22 protein-coding genes are annotated in these 17,551 nt (G+C 60.8%); 1 reads left to right on the top strand and 21 read right to left on the bottom strand.

All coding sequences use genetic code 11. The annotated features are described in order from the left end of the window. Positions 1 to 27: 27 nt before the first annotated feature. From EK373_RS00440 to EK373_RS00415, 6 genes are read right to left on the bottom strand one after another with little or no spacing between them, the layout of a single operon-like run. Positions 28 to 774 carry a TIGR03747 family integrating conjugative element membrane protein gene (locus tag EK373_RS00440; protein ID WP_129640799.1) on the bottom strand — a complete coding sequence of 249 codons (747 nt, stop codon included), beginning with the start codon at positions 772 to 774 and terminating at the stop codon, positions 28 to 30. Next, complete coding sequence (gene traD, locus EK373_RS00435) at positions 771 to 2,924, bottom strand: type IV conjugative transfer system coupling protein TraD (RefSeq protein WP_129640798.1); 2,154 nt, start codon at positions 2,922 to 2,924, stop codon at positions 771 to 773. Before traD ends, EK373_RS00440 begins: the two co-directional genes overlap by 4 nt. Position 2,925: 1 nt before the next feature. Then, positions 2,926 to 3,471 carry an integrating conjugative element protein gene (locus EK373_RS00430; RefSeq protein WP_129640797.1) on the bottom strand — a complete coding sequence of 182 codons (546 nt, stop codon included), beginning with the start codon at positions 3,469 to 3,471 and terminating at the stop codon, positions 2,926 to 2,928. Next, the gene (locus EK373_RS00425) at positions 3,468 to 4,040 is read right to left on the bottom strand and encodes a transglycosylase SLT domain-containing protein (RefSeq protein ID WP_129640796.1); all 573 of its coding nucleotides are present in this window, start codon (positions 4,038 to 4,040) and stop codon (positions 3,468 to 3,470) included. Before EK373_RS00425 ends, EK373_RS00430 begins: the two co-directional genes overlap by 4 nt. Beyond that, complete coding sequence (locus tag EK373_RS00420) at positions 4,025 to 4,762, bottom strand: TIGR03759 family integrating conjugative element protein (RefSeq protein ID WP_129643219.1); 738 nt, start codon at positions 4,760 to 4,762, stop codon at positions 4,025 to 4,027. Before EK373_RS00420 ends, EK373_RS00425 begins: the two co-directional genes overlap by 16 nt. Positions 4,763 to 4,792: 30 nt before the next feature. Then, positions 4,793 to 5,116 carry a hypothetical protein gene (locus EK373_RS00415; RefSeq protein WP_129640795.1) on the bottom strand — a complete coding sequence of 108 codons (324 nt, stop codon included), beginning with the start codon at positions 5,114 to 5,116 and terminating at the stop codon, positions 4,793 to 4,795. A 42-nt stretch (positions 5,117 to 5,158) separates the two neighbouring features. Between EK373_RS00415 and EK373_RS00410 the strand changes: the two genes are divergently transcribed. Then, the gene (locus tag EK373_RS00410) at positions 5,159 to 5,416 is read left to right on the top strand and encodes a hypothetical protein (protein WP_129640794.1); all 258 of its coding nucleotides are present in this window, start codon (positions 5,159 to 5,161) and stop codon (positions 5,414 to 5,416) included. 19 nt (positions 5,417 to 5,435) lie between these two features. Here EK373_RS00410 and pilL2 read toward each other — a convergent pair whose 3' ends face one another. The 15 genes from pilL2 to EK373_RS00335 all read right to left on the bottom strand — a co-directional run bounded on the left by pilL2 (position 5,436) and on the right by EK373_RS00335 (position 17,466). After that, a complete protein-coding gene (pilL2, locus tag EK373_RS00405; protein WP_129640793.1) occupies positions 5,436 to 5,981 on the bottom strand; it encodes a PFGI-1 class ICE element type IV pilus protein PilL2 in 546 nt (181 codons plus the stop codon). 182 nt (positions 5,982 to 6,163) lie between these two features. Continuing rightward, positions 6,164 to 6,772 (bottom strand): hypothetical protein, encoded by a 609-nt coding sequence (locus EK373_RS00400; RefSeq protein ID WP_129640792.1) that lies wholly within the window; start codon positions 6,770 to 6,772, stop codon positions 6,164 to 6,166. Positions 6,773 to 7,047: 275 nt separating this feature from the next. Then, a complete protein-coding gene (locus EK373_RS00395; protein WP_129640791.1) occupies positions 7,048 to 7,458 on the bottom strand; it encodes an ATPase in 411 nt (136 codons plus the stop codon). Between the two features lie 96 nt (positions 7,459 to 7,554). Then, positions 7,555 to 7,812, bottom strand: a complete 258-nt coding sequence (locus tag EK373_RS00390) for a hypothetical protein (protein ID WP_129640790.1) — start codon at positions 7,810 to 7,812, stop codon at positions 7,555 to 7,557. A gap of 156 nt (positions 7,813 to 7,968) precedes the next feature. Next, positions 7,969 to 8,274 carry a hypothetical protein gene (locus tag EK373_RS00385; RefSeq protein WP_129640789.1) on the bottom strand — a complete coding sequence of 102 codons (306 nt, stop codon included), beginning with the start codon at positions 8,272 to 8,274 and terminating at the stop codon, positions 7,969 to 7,971. Positions 8,275 to 8,350: 76 nt separating this feature from the next. Beyond that, the gene (locus EK373_RS00380; RefSeq protein WP_129640788.1) at positions 8,351 to 8,617 is read right to left on the bottom strand and encodes a hypothetical protein; all 267 of its coding nucleotides are present in this window, start codon (positions 8,615 to 8,617) and stop codon (positions 8,351 to 8,353) included. Positions 8,618 to 8,692: 75 nt separating this feature from the next. Continuing rightward, a complete protein-coding gene (locus EK373_RS00375; RefSeq protein ID WP_129640787.1) occupies positions 8,693 to 9,079 on the bottom strand; it encodes a hypothetical protein in 387 nt (128 codons plus the stop codon). Between the two features lie 121 nt (positions 9,080 to 9,200). Continuing rightward, positions 9,201 to 9,701 (bottom strand): DUF3577 domain-containing protein, encoded by a 501-nt coding sequence (locus EK373_RS00370; protein ID WP_157994172.1) that lies wholly within the window; start codon positions 9,699 to 9,701, stop codon positions 9,201 to 9,203. A gap of 344 nt (positions 9,702 to 10,045) precedes the next feature. After that, positions 10,046 to 10,324, bottom strand: a complete 279-nt coding sequence (locus EK373_RS00365; RefSeq protein ID WP_129640785.1) for a hypothetical protein — start codon at positions 10,322 to 10,324, stop codon at positions 10,046 to 10,048. Between the two features lie 185 nt (positions 10,325 to 10,509). Beyond that, on the bottom strand, positions 10,510 to 11,019 hold the full coding sequence (locus EK373_RS00360) for a DUF3577 domain-containing protein (protein WP_129640784.1): 510 nt from the start codon (positions 11,017 to 11,019) through the stop codon (positions 10,510 to 10,512). Between the two features lie 321 nt (positions 11,020 to 11,340). After that, complete coding sequence (locus tag EK373_RS00355; RefSeq protein WP_129640783.1) at positions 11,341 to 11,898, bottom strand: hypothetical protein; 558 nt, start codon at positions 11,896 to 11,898, stop codon at positions 11,341 to 11,343. Positions 11,899 to 12,028: 130 nt separating this feature from the next. Then, the gene (locus EK373_RS00350) at positions 12,029 to 12,319 is read right to left on the bottom strand and encodes a hypothetical protein (protein WP_129640782.1); all 291 of its coding nucleotides are present in this window, start codon (positions 12,317 to 12,319) and stop codon (positions 12,029 to 12,031) included. A 92-nt stretch (positions 12,320 to 12,411) separates the two neighbouring features. After that, positions 12,412 to 12,846, bottom strand: coding sequence for a hypothetical protein (locus tag EK373_RS00345; protein WP_129640781.1), 435 nt, complete (start codon positions 12,844 to 12,846; stop codon positions 12,412 to 12,414). A 495-nt stretch (positions 12,847 to 13,341) separates the two neighbouring features. After that, positions 13,342 to 14,889 (bottom strand): DNA cytosine methyltransferase, encoded by a 1,548-nt coding sequence (locus EK373_RS00340; protein ID WP_129640780.1) that lies wholly within the window; start codon positions 14,887 to 14,889, stop codon positions 13,342 to 13,344. A 546-nt stretch (positions 14,890 to 15,435) separates the two neighbouring features. Further along, a complete protein-coding gene (locus tag EK373_RS00335) occupies positions 15,436 to 17,466 on the bottom strand; it encodes a DNA topoisomerase III (RefSeq protein ID WP_129640779.1) in 2,031 nt (676 codons plus the stop codon). Positions 17,467 to 17,551 lie beyond the last annotated feature (85 nt).

Below are 17,551 nucleotides of genomic sequence, written 5' to 3'. Positions count from 1 at the left end.
CGGTTTTCGGCGCCACGATCAGCAGCGTTACAAATACTTCTTGAAGCTAGCTGCGGTGATGCTCACGGCAATGCCCAGCCCGATTGCGCCGGGCAGAAGAATCCAGAGCGGATGCATACTCACGGGCAGCACGAGATAAGTAACCCAGGGCAGCACCGCGAGTGGCATGAGGCTCGCTCTGGCGCGGTGGTAGACGAATCCTGATTCACGCCCTGCGCCGAAGCGACGAATGTCCCGGCGCACGAGTCCATCCACGAAGCCCACAAAGGCGGCGGTGATGAAGAGCGGCAACGTCAGGCACAACACCACGACGCGCACGAGAAACGTCAATAGCGTGTAGCTGGCCGCGAGCGCATACGCTTCCATTTGTAAGCTGACCCTACGCCGTACCGACCGAAACCCCTCGATGCGATCGGACTGTACGTGGGCGCGTGCTGATAGTGCGCGTGCGTGTTCAAGCACACCGGTCTTCACGAACAGCTTGTCATATGCACTCAAGACGACGCGACGGGTGGTCGCTTCGGGCGCTTCGATGAGCAGACTCTGCGGGAATTGCAGCGATAGCTGATCGAGTTCGTGCTCCAGCATGTGTTGCGCATGATGCCAGCCCTGTTCCGGCCACACCCAATGCATGCCGATCCATTCCACGATAACGGACAGGATCAGTGAACCGCACAGTACCCCGAACAATTGAAATGGGAGCAGCAGGGTGTTTGCAATCAAACCTTGCGCACGAGCCTGCTGCCGTTGCGCGGCGTCTGCTGGACTGGTCATGTGCTTGTTTCGGGTGAGGAGCCGCTATCGCGTTCAGCGAGGCCGCGCAGATCGTGAGGTAGCGGTCGATCCTGAGCAGCCGGCTGGCCTTCCCACCATTCGTGCGGGTCCGCATACCGCTGCCGCATATGGGAGGCGAGTGTCTGCAGGTCTTTCGGCATGACTTCATCTGGGTTCGGGGCGGGCAGCGGAATTCGAACCTTCCAGAGGGTGCCGCCCTCGATCAACGCAAAGGCCTGTCCCTTGGGCAGTGCGACCACATGCGCCGGTTCAATCAGGGGCACACTCGTCATCTCGATCTGATCGTGCGTCGAGGAGACGAAGGCGGTGTCACCGTGCGGGTCGGAGCTGTCCGTCGCACCGCTTGCGAGCGACGTGGAGTAGATGTCTACCTTGGGCAGTTGTTGGGTCAGCAACTCCGCGGTCGCCGTCTCGCGAACGCGCAGCATGATCAGCGCGTTGAAGTTGCCGATGACCTGACCCGCCTTGGCGCGATTGCCGATGCGAGCCTCAATGTCGCTCAGGGTTTGCGTGTAGGCCGTGATTTGAAGACCCGCACCCCCTCCCTTGTTGAGCAACGGAATGAACTCGTTGCCCATCAACTCTGCGAATTCATCGGCATGCACGTTGATGGGAATCTTGGCGGCGCGTCCGCCACCTGGCAGTCCGTCGTCGATACCGAACTTGTACAGGCTGCCCGCGACCGAGACCAGGTCGGCGAACATGGAGTTGCCGACTGCGCTCGCGACCTCGGCATCGCTGAGCGCATCGAGGCCCACGTACACGATAGCGCGCTGACGGATGGCCTGCATCCAGTCGAAGATGGGCCGCGGATCATTGAGATCTGAGTACTGAGGCGCGAGGAGTTGCGCGATCTTGCCGGTGGTGAGCTTTTCGAGCAGCGGCAACAGGCTTGCGACAATTTTGTCGAAGTACGTTCGATCGTATCGAACGGCCGAGCGCAGCCCATCCAGGACGGGATCATAGAGCCGAGACTGCGACAGATACTGCTCGATCGCCACCACCCGTCGTTCGCGACCCAGCATGTGACGCGGGATGGTTTTGTCGTTGAGCTTGCCCTCGATCGCGACAATGATCTCCCACGCTTTCGGATCGACGCGTGAGAAGTAGTGGCGAGCATATTCGAGAAACAGCGCATCGATGTTGATGACATGCTGCTGGATGAGTGCATAGTCAGGTCGTTGACCGAGTTCAACCAATGCGCGCGCGATAATGTTGACGAAGCGCCAGGCAAATTCTTTGAAGGCGGCCGAATCACCTTCCGCGCTGAGCTGACCGGCGACGCGGGTTGCGACCTCAGAGATGCGTCCGAACCGACCGATGGCGTTATAGCGGCAACTCAGCTCCGGCCAGCCGAGATGGAACACATATAACTCGCCTTCGCGCCCCGCACGCTTGGCTTCCACGTACAGTCGCGTCAGAAGATCCGCATCGCCTTTCGGATCGAACACGATCACAGGCTCGTGCTCGCCACTGCGTTGGCGGCGGATGTCTTGCGTGAGGAGCAGTTCGGCAAGGCGCGTCTTGCCTACGCGGGTGGTCCCCATCACCAACACGTGTCCGACCCGTTCACCGAGGGGTAGCGTCACGTCCGATTCATGAGGTTCGACGCCGTGCAGGCGCGGTAGTCCGCCGACGGGGGGTAATGGGCGGACCGGATTGAGTGCGTGATCCCACTGGGTGATGCGTGCGAGGCCGTTTAGAGGGGATGAGGCGAACTCGAGCCGATGTTCGAGCGATCGAATCCGCTGATACAACCCACTGGGTTCAATGTAGCGGCGGTATTCGGGCCGATAGGTCTGCAGCAGTCGATGTGTGTGGCGCTGGTCCCAACGAAAGCCGCGACCCACGAACAACCGATGCTGGCTGACCGGCACCGCACGGCTCGTCATCACATAGCGCGGTAGACGGCGGATGTTGCGCCGGTAACGCAGGACGATGATCGCTTCGTGCAGGCGGCATCCCGCGAGAACAAGTAGCACTGAAGCGGCGCCCAGCCCCAGTGACGGAGGCAGGGCGAGTGACCAGGGCGCGGCGAGACAGAGCACACTGCACAGTACGCACGCGGCGACTGTGTACAGTTCCACGGCGGGTCGCAGCAGCACCTCGAGGGCGTGCACCCGCGCCATATCATTGCTCGATGCCCGTGGGCGTGATCAGCACGGGGTAGTAATGCAGTCCGAGCCGCGCTCCCAGGTCGTCGCCGGAGATGGGCGCGAGCGTGAGGCCCGGTGCAAGTTCCCGCAGCGACGCCAAGGCTTCGGCGGAGTTGACATTCACGACCCAGCCAAGCGCGCGTAACGCGCGCAACTTGGGCAAGCGTGCTCGCAACCAAGCCCGCGATCGATCGTCATCGCCGATCAGGAACAATGGCGTGAGGCCCGGCACATTGATTGCGCGAGGCGCGATGGAGCCCGGCGTGAGTCGAGCTGAGCGCACGGGAAGCAGGTCCGCTTCGCTGTACCGAGTGCTTGCTGAAGGAGTTCGCACCGACGTCGGATCCACCAACGACGGAAAGGGTTTCCGCGATTGCAGATTGAGTGCGCGGTAGTACGGCAGCGCGGAGGCGCCACCGAGATCGTCGACGACGATAAGTTCCTGCCCGTCCGGGAGTGCCGGCGCTGTGACGATCGCTCCGACCCATACCGCGAACACGCGGAGGCAGCGCGGCTTCATCGGCGTGCTTCCGGTGAGGCCGCCACCGTGCCGACAACACGTGCGAGGTGCTGCTGGACGCTACGTCGATAGCGCGCTGCAGGCTCGCCACCCGCCGGGCGATGGTAATGACCGATGGCGACCAGCCAATCCTCACCAGGGGTGTAGTGCTCGCGGAGAATGGCCGCCGTGATCGCGAGATTGCGATAGGGATCCAGCAATTCGCAGGGTTCTCCGACGCGATGCCCGTGATAGCGCACGCTGATCTGGCCGAGACCCACGTCAACGTTTCTATACTGAGTCAGCGCGCGCCGGAGCGCCGCGCACGCCTCGGCTCGGCGGCGAAAGCGATGAGGCATGCCGTCTGTGTTCAATGTCCACGGCCACGGGATCAGACGACCCCGAACGGTCATGCCGCTCTCTTGTAGCGCCACCGCGAACAGGACCGTCGAAGGAATGTCTGCGGACGAGGCAGCATGCTGATAGGCGGCAGGCGGTGTGATGCCTTGGCCCCGTGCCGCGCCCGATCCGAGGAACAGGCAAGTGACACACATCAGCGCGGAAGTCCGCGTGCTCACTGACGCTGCCATCGCCCGTCAATCTCCTTAACCACGGCCGGCAGTCCGCCACGTCCGCCGATCCATGCCCAGCGTCCCGCATCGTGATTGAGCGTGATCTGTCCGGCTCGGACCTTGGACGGCTCGATGCCTGCACGCGCGGCCCATTGGCGAATCTCTGCATCGTTGTTGTCGCTCCCGACCATGTAGAGATCGAACGGCTGACCCGCCGCCTGCAATTGCTTCACGCGCTGATCGCAGGGCGGGCAGTGATTGCTCACGAAAACGGCGAGGCGTAGTTCGACCGGAGAGGCAAGAGGCTGCGATGAAGCTAGGTGCGAGCGTAGACTGGATGCGGTGATACGCTGCTGCCTCGGATACAGGCGCTGCCATGCCTCGTCATAGGCTCGCTGATATGCGAGCAGCTTCTCCACGCGACGACGTTCCGCCTGCACCTGCAACTCGGCGTAGCGTTGCCGTTCGTCTTCGTTGCGCGCCTCCATGCCCAGCGCCGTGAGTGGATCGAGGTTGGGTGAGTACAGCCCCAGTGGTCCCTGCATCAACTGGCGATACCGTCCCCATTCTTCGGCTTTGAGACCCCAGTCGCGTGCAAGGCGCTCGTCAAGCGCTGCGCTCGTCGACGATCGCAGGTCGCTCTCGACAACGCGGGATTCGACAGCGCGATGGCTTTGCGCCGCCAAGCTCGATAGTGGCAAGAGGACCGTCAGGAGCGCGGCACGCGAGAGCAGACGCATACAGGAAACAATCGTCTTCACGTCTGTGCTCTATGGAACCGTGACTCGCTGCAACCGACCGGCGACTCGAAAGGCGGCGCTGTCGCGATCCACGCTTTCAAGTTGCCAATCGTCGTACGCCTCGCCCGGTTGCAGTACGCGCACGGCATCGAGTGAGTACGCGCCGGTAGGCGCCAACGACAGGAAGCGCTTGCCGCCGCGCCATTCGATGCCGAGCACGGTGAATGGCGGGTCTGGAGGCGGCGGTTCGGTGTGAACGGCATCGGGTGCGCGCGTGGGCGTTGCGGGACGCTTGGATGTTCTCGCGCGCGCCAGCCCTTTTTCGACGGCGATCAGTCGCTCCTGCAGAGACACGAGGTCGCTCGCGCGCGCTGACTCACGTATTGTTCGATCGATTTGATCAAGCCGATCATCGAGTGCTTGCTGCGCCTCGGCAAACGCGGCCTTGCTGACTTGGCGGGGAGCACGTTGGAGCGCTCCCATGCGTTGCTCGACTGCACTCAACCGCTCCTCGAGGGCTTCCACCACCAACTGGCCATACTCGAGGTTCCCCTCGACACGCTGGGTCAGATGCCCTACGGCAACTCGGTCAACGAGCGCTATAGCGCTGATCAGCGTGACCCAAACGATCGCAAGGACGCGAAGGAGTCGTGATCGAGGTGACGTTGCAGGGTCAGTCATTGCCGTGCTCCGTCGCGTCGCCGCGGACGGTGCCGGCGGCCGGCTGCGCGGCGTCGCGGCGTGCGAAGCAAACTGTGCGGGATGCGTTGTCCTCGTCTAGCTGCCACCCCGGTCCGACAAGTACCTGAAGCGCGTTGCGTAGCGTGAGAGGTCCGAGGTATGCGTGAGTCGCGGGAAACGCCAGTCCATCGAAGGCGTGAGCGGCCTCGCAGTCCTCGCTCATGCGATAGCCCGAGTGCAGCAACAGGTAACGAAGTGCGTCCGTGACACTGTGAATCACGGCTGCGGGAAACGTGATATCCATGATCTGCTGCATCAGATCGCTTTGGTCATGCTCCGGAATCAGCTCTACGAGCGTGTACCGACCATGACGCACGACCAGTGTGCCGTCTGACGGCAAGAGTTCCGGAGAAGACGGCGTGGCGGGCGCCACGACCGTCGGTGAAGTCGCGGTGCACCCTGCCATCAAGCCGAGGCAGGCGAGCCCTGCGTAGATGAGACGGCGCTGAAAACAGACGGAACTCGACTCGCGACGCATTGGGGTTCCCCAGATACCACTGACTGGACGGCAGCGTGGCGGTGAACTGCGGCGCAATCAGCAGAGAATGCGAGTCGCGAGCAAGTCGATTTATGCTCGGAATCGCGCAGCCGAGGAATGCGGCCCCCGGCGGGGGCCGCCAACTTGCGGATGTGAAGTTCTAAACGGGTATCGATTCAACATCACTGATCGATGCGCCGGGCCATGCCGTTGGGACCGAGCACGGTCATTCCCGGATTCGCAAGGATCACACGAGCAGCATGAACGTCCTGCGGGTCGAGTGTGAACTGCGTGCGCAACGCCCGCTCGAGCTCGGGACGTGCTTCGTAATAGGCCACGCCCGGGTGCAGAGTGGCGGCGACCTCCTTGTAGCTTCGGATTGAGTTTTTTGGCAGCAGCAAAAACGCCGGGCACCAATTCACCGTCGTATGGCCACCGTCCATCGCATCCAGTTCTTGCGCCTTGTGCCTCAGCTGATACGTCGTGAAGTCGACAATGAATCCAGAACAATCGAGCCATGCGTGGTAAGCGAAGCCTTTGACGCCCGCGGGTAGATAGCCCTTCACATAGGGCGCGTGAGCAATGACATCGCCGTTGCCTTCGCCGACACGCCACGCGGCAAAGCCCACGACGCGCAAGGCTTGGAAACCGCAGTCCGCGAGCAACACGCGTCCCAACTCTGCATGTATGTAACAGTCGCTGCCTAGATGGCCGCTCGCTGCGGTTGCAAGCTTGCGTAACGCGGTCGACACACGGGCCGCCGCGGGTTCGAGATCCTGTGAATAGGTCATGTTGAATTCCTCGATCGGGGTGAAGTGATAGGAGCGGAAGTGTGGTTGCCAGACGCACTGGCGATCGGCGGCACTGCGCAGCACGGGTGCGTTAGCCCATGCGGGCCGGCCTTGAATGAAAAGGGCACCTGCCAGTCACCTGGTGAGCGCCTATGGGAGGGAGCCGGAGCGGATCGTGAAAACAAACAGGGAAGGACGCGGCCCCAAGAGGGGCCGCGTATGCGGGAGACAGACTTGCGTCAGCTCAGGTCAATGCAGTGGCTGGGTGAGCATGATCAGGTCGCATCAGCTCGATCTGTCGAGGCGTGCGTCGCTGCCTGAAGCTTCCGAATCATGCCTGGTTCGACGAACACGCACGGCAGACCTTGACGAATGGGAACGTTGAACACCTTCGCGGCGATATCTCGCCTGAGATGCGCGAGCGCGCCCGTCCGGTAGACCTGCTCTGGTTTGACGCTCGCACCGTCTGGCGGGCTACCGCTCTTTGCTGGATCGATCTCTACTAATGCGGCAAAGCCCGCGTTGAATAGCTGCTCGTCCTTCGAACATAGCCCCCAGCCAGTGATCGTATATCTGTCCAAGCTGGCTCGCAGATGCTTGTCGATGAGCAGTGCGTTCGTGTCGTACTCAGTGCCGCAGACGATGCAGATGCGACGTTCCATGGAAACGTATGACTTCTCGGTCATGGACCCTTCCTCAAACTTGTGAGTCGTTGAGTCGGGATCGCCCCCGTCGGGTGCGATCCCGACGTGTGATGTGGACGTGATGGCAGAGAACGATGCTTAGAGCGTGGCGGTGTGATCCGGCGCGACGTGTTTGTCGTCGCCACCGGTAATGCGCACCAGACCCAGCGTGTCGTCCCACCGATAGTTGGGTGGATCCTCGGAGGGAACGACGCGGGTGTTGTGGACCAGCGTCCAGCGGCTAGCCAGGTCACGGACGTTCTTCTGTGCTTCGGATTCACTCGCAAAGCGCAGCGCATTGCCATACCACTTTCCAGAATGGTCGCATTGCACCTCAGGTGCATAGGAATTGGTCATGGATGTATCCTCATGAAGTGAGTGTTTGAGATCGGGAGTTGTGACGCGGACTCGTTGATGTCGAGAGTGAAGAACGAGCAGGTCCATCCGGATCAGGTTCGGATGGCCGACGGCGCAATAGCGGCGGTCCGCTGCCGAGAGCTGCGATACGGCGTCTTAGGGTGAAGTGCGGAGCGTAGGAACGAGCAGCACGGCGGTTTCTGTGCGGCTATCCGCCGTGACGATCATGAGCTTCGTCTCTGTCGTGAGCACATAAGACGAATACAGGACACCGCCTCGACGAAGGGCTTGCTCATTGGCCTCTCGAGCAGCCTTGCCAATATCGCCCCAGTCACCACGGAGATGACGATGCAGGTAGTGATCAACGTTGAGCTGGCCTCGGTTCACAAGGTCCTCAACCCCTGAGCTGAGCTCCAAGCGGCCCGGTTCGAACCGCGGGTGAAAGGAACCGGTGGTCGTCATGATGCCTCCAAGAAACGACGAGGCACCACCCCAGCCGCAAGGGGCAAAGTGATGCCCCTGCGGTGGTCGGAAAATGTCAGCCGGTCATCAACTCAAGCGGTTGCCGATTTGGATTGAATCGGATCGCCTGCTCACCTTTGAGGATGGGCGTATGACCATCGAGGTACAGATGCTCGAGATACAACTGCCGGTAGATCAGCACCTGCTCGGCTTGTTCCGGCGTCAGTCCGCACTGGACGAATTGTGACTGCAGCTCGATGTTGGTCGATGACGAATCTCTCGACAGTTGCTCTTCCACCATCTGAAGCTGTTCGACGGTGAGTGACGATAGTTTGGGATCCATAGTAGTGTCCTTTAAAAAATGGAGAGGGGGGGCGAGAATGCTTGGGCGCACCCGTTGGAACGAATGAGCAGAAGTTCAAGCGACTGGAGTGCGCTCGTGATGCGTACGAGCACCGTGATACGCGCGAACGTTTTCACGCCATTCAGGGCACTGCACGGGTGCGAGTTCGAGATATGCAAGAGGACAATTGTAGTAGTAGGGATGCATGGATTCGTCCAGCGGCTTGTATCCCCACTCATCTCCGTGCTGGTCTAGCAGATCGCAGCGGATGTATGAGCAGGATTGGCCGATGGCGAGATTCATGACCCCCGATTGCTTGGCATTAACGCGAACGACGGACCACAACACGTTTTCGCTCAGGGTATGAGCGATGACGTCGATCCGAGCGCGATCGGTATCGCTGGGTTTGATCAGCTCTGCGATGAGATCTTCGCGAGAGCAGCGCCGGAAGTACCATCCCATGGGGTAGCTCCGTGATTGCAAGTCGGCCGAGACTGTTGGCGCGTACGACGCGCCAACAGGCAGTCGGTGGAAATGACAAAGCGAGAGAGCGACGGTCGACTGTCGCGTGACCTACCAGGCGTCACGAAGCGGCAGCGATGGGCTCCGGAGACACGATGGCATTGGTGGCGGACGCCGCAGGAGCGAGTTCGTCCGCGGCGTCCTTGGAGTTGGCGTTGACATCGGCCTGATATTTCAGCTCATCATCGATCGTGAGCCAATCGATGGCGGCCAAACTGGCCTTCTCAGTAAAGCCAACCTCGTCCTTTCTGTCGCCGTTGCGATAGGTGAACGGATTGAGTTCAGCCGCACTGAGTTCGAACTTGATCATGATCTTGCGGCCGGCGTCGCAGGCTTCCTTGCATTTCAGAATCTCTTGCGCAGCAACTTGCCCGGTCACTTCGCAGTCGAAGTATCGGTGTCTGGGTTGCTTGCTGGGGCCAAGCAGCGCGACGAGTGTGCAGGCAGTGAACGGCTTGCCTCGCCTGGGCGTGACGGAACGGACCTGCTTGACCTGGCCTACGCCACGAATGTTTGCGGTCTGCAGGTTGTAGAAGTCCACGTTGGGGGATGGGAGCGTCATGACGAATCTCCGTAAGTTGCACGAATGAAGCGGGCAGACGTCGCTTGGTCCAACAGGAACAAGCGACTTAAGCCCCGCATGGGTCAAAGGATCAGAAGGGACGACGGTGGCATCCATCATCAGGTTGACTTGATGACGTTCGCACAAAGGATGCTTTGCGAACTGGTTCGGTCACGCGGCGCAAGCCGCGTCGTAGTCCAACGGACCGATGACTACTGGCATGTTGCTGGTGATTCAGCAGACATGCGGTGAGGATGGATTGAAACGGTCCGAATCGTCGCGCGGCAATGAGAACGTGAGGCGCACCGCATTGATGATGGGTACCGACTTGCCCGCAAGTTCTCTCAGGACTCGGCGTCCAGGCGCAGAGCCCATCCAAAGGCCATGACGACAAAGAGCACGCCGGCAGCCAGATTGTAAGGACCATGCGCAGCAACGAGCGCAAGATACGTCAAGTGGAGGCTGGTGTGGGCCGCCCGATAGGCATGTCGATGGTTCAGTGCGTGCTGCTCGGTCGCAACCCACACGGCTCTAACCTTTCTAACGAGGATCAGCGCCGATGCAACGGCCGAGAATCGCAATAGATAGCTGGACGAGCCCCCGGTGCGGCTTGTCTGTGACATGGACATCTCCTTGCGTTGGTTTGTTGAAGAGGCCAGGGAGGAGGGCATGAGCCAAATGTTCACGTGCATGACATCGCAGAGCGACGCAAGCGCGCAGACGTTCCTGCAACACTCGCGTCCAACGAGTGCTTTGATGAGGCTGAAGCGAGTCGCAAGAAGGGCCCCCGAGAAGGGGGCCTTATGCATCAGGCTGACGCAGCGAGCGCTGTGACGTCAGCGGCGGCGGCCGGCTTGGGAGTGGCGGCATCGGAGGAGTCATTGCCGGTCAGCGCGTCTTCAGCATTGCCGTCTCGGACGGCACTGGCTTCGGCGGTATAGACGCGCACGCCGTCCACGTCCATCCAATGGACAAACAGCAGGCGTGCTTTCTGCACGATGTCGATCTCGCCGGCCCTCGGGTGGTCGTCATCGTATTTGATAATGCTGAGCCAGCGAACGCCGGCCTTGAAGGCGATCAGCACATCGCAGCCAGCGTTGACAGCGTTCTGGGCTTTTCGAATCAGACGCTCAGCCTGTTTCCCAACGACTCTCGCGTCATAGTCAAGATATTCCGCCTTGTCGCGTAGCCCATGGAGTGCCTTGATATGGCAGGCCAGCAGGCTTTGACCCCACCGAGTTCGCTCCGTGTGGATGTCAACGACAAGACCCTCACCGGTTGTGAGAAGATTGCAGTACTTGGAGTTCAACGTGGTCATGGAAGAAGCCTCCGGGCGATCGTGAATGTAACGAGAGCGCGGAGACGTACGCCTGTCCCGCGGGGAAGGCGTAGGCGTCCGCGCGGAACAGGAGAGAAGAACGATCTGGCATCTTCATCGAGCGTCGTACCCGATGAGCGTTCGCCGAGGGATGCCTGAAGCGAACTGGATCGGTAGCGTCAAAGATCGACAGCTACCGGGCATGCAGCTGACGTATGTCAGCAGACATGGTTCCAAGCATTGTGCAGCACTCCACTCACGTCCCGAGAGAATAGGCAGTCCGCAGGCGCCGAATTACTCTGCGTGCGATTGTCGACGGGTTCATGACCGCCCGTCCTCGAGCATGTAACGCTTCCAAAGCAAGAACGCTTCCTCGAGTGGAAGCTCGGCAAGAATGGTGATGTCCGATTTGTGGTTTGCTCGAAGCCAAGCAAAGAGTGCCGACCTGTCCGTCACCGTCTTGAGCGGAACTCCCTTCAAGTACAGCAGTTGGTCGTCTCTGACGTAGAGCACCTCGTTGGCGAATTGCCGCTTGAACGCGGCACGAATCTTTCTATCCGCATGCATCTGAGACGCCAAATGATCGACGAGAAACTCGAGCGTGACGTCGATGGTGAGATTACCCGAAGGGTCTTCGTCGTGTTCGACGATCACCGGCGGAAGCGTTCTCGCGAAGGCCTCTGCCTCGGCGAGTTGCGCATGATTGCGCTTCAGCGGACGAAGGACTGTGCAGCCGCCGTGCCCGTCGTTTCGAGCCTCCGCAATCGGGTGCCCGTCACGGAGCACCGTGGCAGAGAAGCACAGTGTTTCCTGGCTGGCAAAGTCGGCCGTCTTGAGACTTCGCAAGCTGACGCGATTCTGATGAATGACGTAAGTCATGGAATGTACTCCTGCTGGTGAAGAACGAAAACGGGATGTGGGGTCAGTCTCTCGCGCGAGGTCGCACGATTCATGTCTGCCAGAGAGTTGACATCAGGGTCTCGCACGCAGGAATCCTGCGAGTGTCGTCCTACCGGTGGTACTGTCGCCGGCCCGCGAAGATGTGACGGTTGGCTGTGACGCGGTCGGCTTTCCGCCTCGTACGATGAAGGGCGAGTGTTGCTCGATAGAGTGCGATGGATTCGCTCAGAACCACGTCGATGCCTGCGAGTGTGCCGACGGCTGCGTCAAACTTGCCACGTTTGGCAAGCATGTTGGCCTCCGCGCTGCACTTCGCGCATTGACTCAGACCGCCGGTCAGCGCTTCGATCGTGCGGGCAATCGTGGTGGCTTGTGAGTCGCCTGTGATGTTCTTCGTCACTGATCTCTCCTCTGGTATGAAAGGAGGAACAATGCTCCACAGGGAGCACTGTCCCTGGGGTGAAGTAGAAGTGCCGAGCGGCGCCTGTGCCGCTACCAACCGGTGTAGTGGAGCAGCAAGCCGGCGATGACGGTCCGGCGTTTGAGATCGAGTCGGCCAAGGTCGGCAAGGCCGTCCGCTCCGACGTGGCGTAGCAGGCGCCCACCGTCGTCGGAGTCGTAGAAGCTGACGAGCGACGCAAGGAAGATGGCTTCGCCCGGGCTCAAGACGTTGATTGCGTCATTGATCAGTGTGACGTTGGGACACAAGTCCCACTTTCGGGTGGCGCGATTGAGATCTTCGCGCGTCCCGTTCCCGAAGAACCGTACGCCCGCGAGTTCCACGCCTTGCTTCCATGCGCGCAAGAAGGCTTCTGGCGCATCTGCGAAGTGTGCTTGCTCGCGAGCCAGCGCGTCGAACAGGGCCGCAGTCGTCGGATCGTCTTCCATGGACAGGTTCTCCCAGGAATGATCAGTGACATCTGGCATCATCGTCAGGTGACGATCGTCCGCGTAGAACGATGCCGTGCGGACTGGCTTCGGTCGCTGCGAAAATCGCAGGGCAGCCGCAGAGACCGATAGCTGCCTGCAGTGCCGACTGTCGTCAGCGGTGCGTGAGAGAGAATGCAGGGAACGAAAGACCACGTCATTCAGAAAATCGCGCTCATCGCGCCGCCAATAGTTGTCGGGTGGTGTTGTTGGCATCGGTTGCAAGAACGCGAACCTTTTCTAGAGGGAAGGTCGTCGCGATCGAACGAGGTCATCGCGAGTTTGAAAATTCTGGATTGGAAGACGGTGCTGCGGGCCCGGTCCATGGGGTGGACTCGCCGTCCGTCGGGTCTTATGAAGTAATATCGTGCATCGTCGCTATGAATTCCGGCGATCATCCGCAAATTGATACTGAAGCGGACTGGTGGTGCTGAGACTGCCTTGGTAGGGCGTCCAAGCTCGACCATGTGTTAGCGGACCCAACAATTCCTACGATCAGCGGCGTTGGCAAGCAGGGCTCGCCTGCGCATGCCTCAGCGTGACGATCAAGCGCCGACCAATCCAGCGTACACAAGGGACCGCCATACTCAGACCAATCGCTCGATAGCGAGGCCCATCTGCGGCAGGTTGCCCTCGATAGGGCACCAGCGTGTAGTGCTCGGGCAGGCCTTGGAGGCGTTCACATTCCAACGGCATGAGCCGGCGAATGCGCCATGTCGCGTATGCACCTTGAAGCGCTTTGCTTGCCGATGGAGGAATGCATTCAAAGTGTGCCTCAAGCGGAGGCAACAGCACGTGTGCTTTATCGCTTCCCCCGCCGGATGCGCGAAGCGTTGGGGCGAGATCGCCACCGAGTTCCGGCACGCTTCCGTGCTTGCGTCCTCGCAAGGCGACACTGGCGATCGTCGGAACACCCTGGCCCGTCTTACCGCCACCGGCTGACAATGTGCCAACGCGCTGTCCGTCTCTGCCTTCAAGTCCGAGTTCGCCGCGGCTGTTCTCAGCGAATGCGAGGGTGACAGGTGCCGACTGTGTCGCTGGAAAGTTGTCATACGGAAACTGGCCTTTGACAGCGATGATCGGTACACCCCGGCCATTGCCGTCCTCGGTAGCATCGTGGGCCGCGGTGAGCGTGTGGCTGACATCACCGGTGATCGCCTGAGCAACGAACGTCTCGTGTTCAAAATCATTGCGCTGCCCGTTCCCTGTGAGGCATGCAGCCAGGTCAATGGGGCCACTCGTGTTGCCACCACCGAAGGACGCGCTCAGTGTCGTTCGTCCGTAGTAGCTCGGCGTCGCGCCTTGAACTGCCCGGCCTGCGCCTGCAGCGCCTGGTGCAGGAGTGTTGGCAATGTTTTCTCTCGCCTGCGCGCCCGGCGGAGAATGCCCTGGCACGCTTTCGGACTCAAATAGTACCGCGCCGGGATTGAGGTCCTCACGAGCACTTGCGACAACGAACACGCGCTTGCGTCGTTGGGCGACGCCGAAATGTTGAGCGTCAAGAACCCGCCACGCGGCTGTTCTTTGGGGTCCATACACACAACCAGCGTTTGTCCATTTCTGCCCTGGAGGTTGCAATGCACGCGTCTCCCCAACGAGCGCGCCAAGAAAACAGCCGAAGGCGTTGCCGCGATCGGAGAGGATGCCCGGGACGTTCTCCCAGGCGATGACCGTGGCCGGTTGGCCACGTTGTGTGCGCGTTTGATCGATGGCATTGGCAAGCTCCACGTAGTGCAAAGTGAGTGCGCCGCGAGGATCACGCAACCCTTTGCGCAACCCGGCGATCGAGAATGACTGGCAAGGTGTGCCACCGATCAAGATGTCGGGCGCACAGATGTCGCCGCGAAGGATCTGCGGCGCGATGGACGTCATGTCGCCGAGATTGGGGACATGCGGATAGTGATGGGCCAGCAAAGCGTTTGCGAATGGGTCGATGTCTGCGAACCATGCGGGCGAGAATCCGAGCGGTCGCCATGCGACCGTCACAGCCTCGATCCCGCTGCAAACGCTGCCGTATGTAATCAACGACTCAGGTTCATTCATCGTATGCGTCCTCTAGGGTGTTTGTGGGGTGTGGGTGCGAGAGAAAGATTGGAAGAAGGCGCCGAAGGTGAGGCACCTTCGGCGGAGGACAGCATGGCCACCCGTGAGCCGGTCATCGTTCGGCGCGACTGTGCGTGAGCCTGCCGATGCGCCAGCAAATCCACCCGACCCGTGTCGTGGCTGGAGTCGGAACGAGACGGCACGCATCCGCGCACAAAAGGAACCCGTTGTTTCGCCGGCGGGCACCGGGGTCGATTACCGCTGACCCGAAGGGTCTCCTGACACTGCGCCCGCGCTCGTGCGTCAGGAGACCCTTCGCGGCCACCGGAATGCACATTGATTGCGTGAAGCCCGCTCGGATGAGACGAACTCAGGGAGGATGACGCCGCCGTTGGCAGTGTTCGGCGCGCGAAGCAAGACTTGCTTCGCAGGTGCAGGCACGCTACGCATCGGCTTCGGCTCGAGCCGTATCTCAAACGCCGGAACCGCAAGAGCACGAATCCACGATGCATGCTAGAGCCACTTTGGAGAAAGAAATCATCACTGCTATCCGGCGCGCCCGGGTCTGCGGCTGGCCTTCGAGCAGACTGGACGAGTGTTCCGCTGATCCGCGCGTTCGATCGGCCGCGTACTCGTGCACCGAGGGTAATTGGAGCAAGACCAGAACGCGCCGTGTTTACCCGAGCGCTCACGCATTGGAGCGTCGCAGGTTGGGCACGTGTGCTTATCCAGCGCCTGCATCACCAGTCGACTGCGTGAGTGCTCGTGGACTAGGGTGGTGACCCATGCAGACTGCTTGCTCACGAACTCACTCAGCGGCATCTGTCCGGCTGCAATCAGATCCAACGCTTGTTCCCAGATCGCGGTCGTTCCAGGGTCAGCGATAGCCCGAGGGATGGTGTCGATCAGAACGAATGCCGCCTGTGATGCGCTGATCGCGCGCCCTTGCTTGATGAGGTACCGGCGCGCGATCAGCGCCTGGATGATCGCGGCGCGCGTGGCCTCCGTGCCGATACCTGTCGTGTCTTTGAGCTTCTGCTTGAGCTGCGGATCGGTGACCAGGCGTGCCACGCCCTTCATGGCCTTGACCAGTTCGCCCTGCGTATAAGGTTTGGACGGCTGAGTCTTGAGCGCCTTCAGCTCGATGCTGCCGATCGAGCAGTGTGTGCCTTTTGCAAGTGGCGGAAGTACCTCGCCCCTGTCGTTGTTGGAGACACGCTCGTCACCGTCGCCATTCGATAGTGCGTTCAGCGCGACTCGCCAACCATTACTGACTATTCGTTTCCCCGCGGCCTTGAGTGTCGCATCCGCGCACGAGAACTGCGCTGTGGTGCGCTCGTACTCGTGCGGCGGCAGAAACTGTGTGAGATAGTGAGCTCGAATCAGCTGGTATACCGCGCGCTCTTTGTCCGACATTGCGGACAGGCTCGCCGGCTCAAGCGTTGGAACAATGCCATGGTGTGCAGTGACCTTGCGGTCGTCCCATGCGCGCGAGAGTTGCGTTCGATCCAGCATGGCGATCAATGGCTGGATGCTCGGATCCATCGCAACCAGCGCAGCGAGGACCGTGGGAGCCTCGGCGAGCATGCTCGACGGCAGATGGCCTGAATCCGAGCGCGGATAGGTCGTGGCCTTGTGCGTTTCGTAGAGCGACTGGGCGATGTCCAGCGTCTCTTGAACGTCCAGACCGAGCCGACGCGAGCACGTCTCCTGCAGTGTGCTCAGGTCGAATGGCAAAGGCGGTGGCTCACGAATCCGCTCCGTGGCGACCGAGGTGACTTGGACAGTGCGTGCTGCTCGCAGCTGGTCTGCGGCGAGTTGCGCGACATGCCTGTGGATGCAGCGTCCTTCGTCGTCAGTCGTGCCCTGCGGCGCAGTCCATTGCGCAGGAAACGACTGTTCGCTCGATGACAGTGTGACGTCAATGGACCAGTATGGGACGGCAACGAAGTTCGCGATGTCGCGGTCTCGTTGCACAACCAGGTTCAGCGTCGGCGTCTGCACCCGACCGACGGATAGCATGCCATCGTAGCCCGCTCTGCGGCCCAGCACGGTGAATAGCCGACTGAGATTCATGCCGACGAGCCAGTCCGCGCGCGAACGGGCAAGCGCGGCGTGGTACAGCGGCAAAGTCTCGTTGCCGGAACGAAGTTCAGCGAGGGCTTTGCGAATCGACGCGTCGTTGAGCGCGGATAGCCACAGGCGTTGAATAGGGCCACGGTACTCGCATAGCTCCAGGATTTCACGAGCGATCATCTCGCCCTCGCGGTCGGCGTCGGTTGCGATCACGAGATCAGATGCAGAGGCGAGTAGATCGCGAACGACTCTGAACTGATGAGCCGTGGAGGCCTTGATGTCGAGGCGCCATCGATCTGGGATGATCGGCAAGTGCTCGATGGACCAGCGCTTGTAGTGCTCGCCGTACGCTTCCGGCGCAGCGGCTGCAACCAAATGACCAATGCACCAGGTGACGACGATGTTCGGACCAATGTAATGGCCACTGGCCCGTCGTGCGGCGCCAAGCACGCGTGCAATATCTCGGCCCTGGGAGGGCTTCTCACAAAGAAACAGCCGCACTGAAGGTGCTACTCGAACTGTGGAAATGCAGTGAGCATGACCGGCCGATCTGGCTGCATGATGGAAGAAACTGGCGCGCGACGCA

It is taken from the genome of Peristeroidobacter agariperforans (assembly GCF_004138335.1).
GTDB classification, from domain to species: Bacteria; Pseudomonadota; Gammaproteobacteria; order Steroidobacterales; family Steroidobacteraceae; genus Steroidobacter; species Steroidobacter agariperforans.
This window is presented reverse-complemented; position numbering and strand designations above follow the sequence as displayed.

Excerpts from the sequence above, each read along its gene's own strand:
- EK373_RS00400 (WP_129640792.1), bottom strand. The coding sequence starts at position 6,772 with ATGACCTATTCACAGGATCTCGAACCCGCGGCGGCCCGTGTGTCGACC.
- pilL2 (WP_129640793.1), bottom strand. The coding sequence starts at position 5,981 with ATGCGTCGCGAGTCGAGTTCCGTCTGTTTTCAGCGCCGTCTCATCTAC.
- EK373_RS00355 (WP_129640783.1), bottom strand. The coding sequence starts at position 11,898 with ATGACTTACGTCATTCATCAGAATCGCGTCAGCTTGCGAAGTCTCAAG.
- EK373_RS00390 (WP_129640790.1), bottom strand. The coding sequence starts at position 7,812 with ATGACCAATTCCTATGCACCTGAGGTGCAATGCGACCATTCTGGAAAG.
- EK373_RS00345 (WP_129640781.1), bottom strand. The coding sequence starts at position 12,846 with ATGCCAGATGTCACTGATCATTCCTGGGAGAACCTGTCCATGGAAGAC.
- EK373_RS00340 (WP_129640780.1), bottom strand. The coding sequence starts at position 14,889 with ATGAATGAACCTGAGTCGTTGATTACATACGGCAGCGTTTGCAGCGGG.
- EK373_RS00420 (WP_129643219.1), bottom strand. The coding sequence starts at position 4,762 with ATGCGTCTGCTCTCGCGTGCCGCGCTCCTGACGGTCCTCTTGCCACTA.
- EK373_RS00440 (WP_129640799.1), bottom strand. The coding sequence starts at position 774 with ATGACCAGTCCAGCAGACGCCGCGCAACGGCAGCAGGCTCGTGCGCAA.
- EK373_RS00360 (WP_129640784.1), bottom strand. The coding sequence starts at position 11,019 with ATGACCACGTTGAACTCCAAGTACTGCAATCTTCTCACAACCGGTGAG.
- traD (WP_129640798.1), bottom strand. The coding sequence starts at position 2,924 with ATGGCGCGGGTGCACGCCCTCGAGGTGCTGCTGCGACCCGCCGTGGAA.
- EK373_RS00385 (WP_129640789.1), bottom strand. The coding sequence starts at position 8,274 with ATGACGACCACCGGTTCCTTTCACCCGCGGTTCGAACCGGGCCGCTTG.
- EK373_RS00425 (WP_129640796.1), bottom strand. The coding sequence starts at position 4,040 with ATGGCAGCGTCAGTGAGCACGCGGACTTCCGCGCTGATGTGTGTCACT.
- EK373_RS00370 (WP_157994172.1), bottom strand. The coding sequence starts at position 9,701 with ATGACGCTCCCATCCCCCAACGTGGACTTCTACAACCTGCAGACCGCA.
- EK373_RS00395 (WP_129640791.1), bottom strand. The coding sequence starts at position 7,458 with ATGACCGAGAAGTCATACGTTTCCATGGAACGTCGCATCTGCATCGTC.
- EK373_RS00380 (WP_129640788.1), bottom strand. The coding sequence starts at position 8,617 with ATGGATCCCAAACTATCGTCACTCACCGTCGAACAGCTTCAGATGGTG.
- EK373_RS00365 (WP_129640785.1), bottom strand. The coding sequence starts at position 10,324 with ATGTCACAGACAAGCCGCACCGGGGGCTCGTCCAGCTATCTATTGCGA.
- EK373_RS00430 (WP_129640797.1), bottom strand. The coding sequence starts at position 3,471 with ATGAAGCCGCGCTGCCTCCGCGTGTTCGCGGTATGGGTCGGAGCGATC.
- EK373_RS00375 (WP_129640787.1), bottom strand. The coding sequence starts at position 9,079 with ATGGGATGGTACTTCCGGCGCTGCTCTCGCGAAGATCTCATCGCAGAG.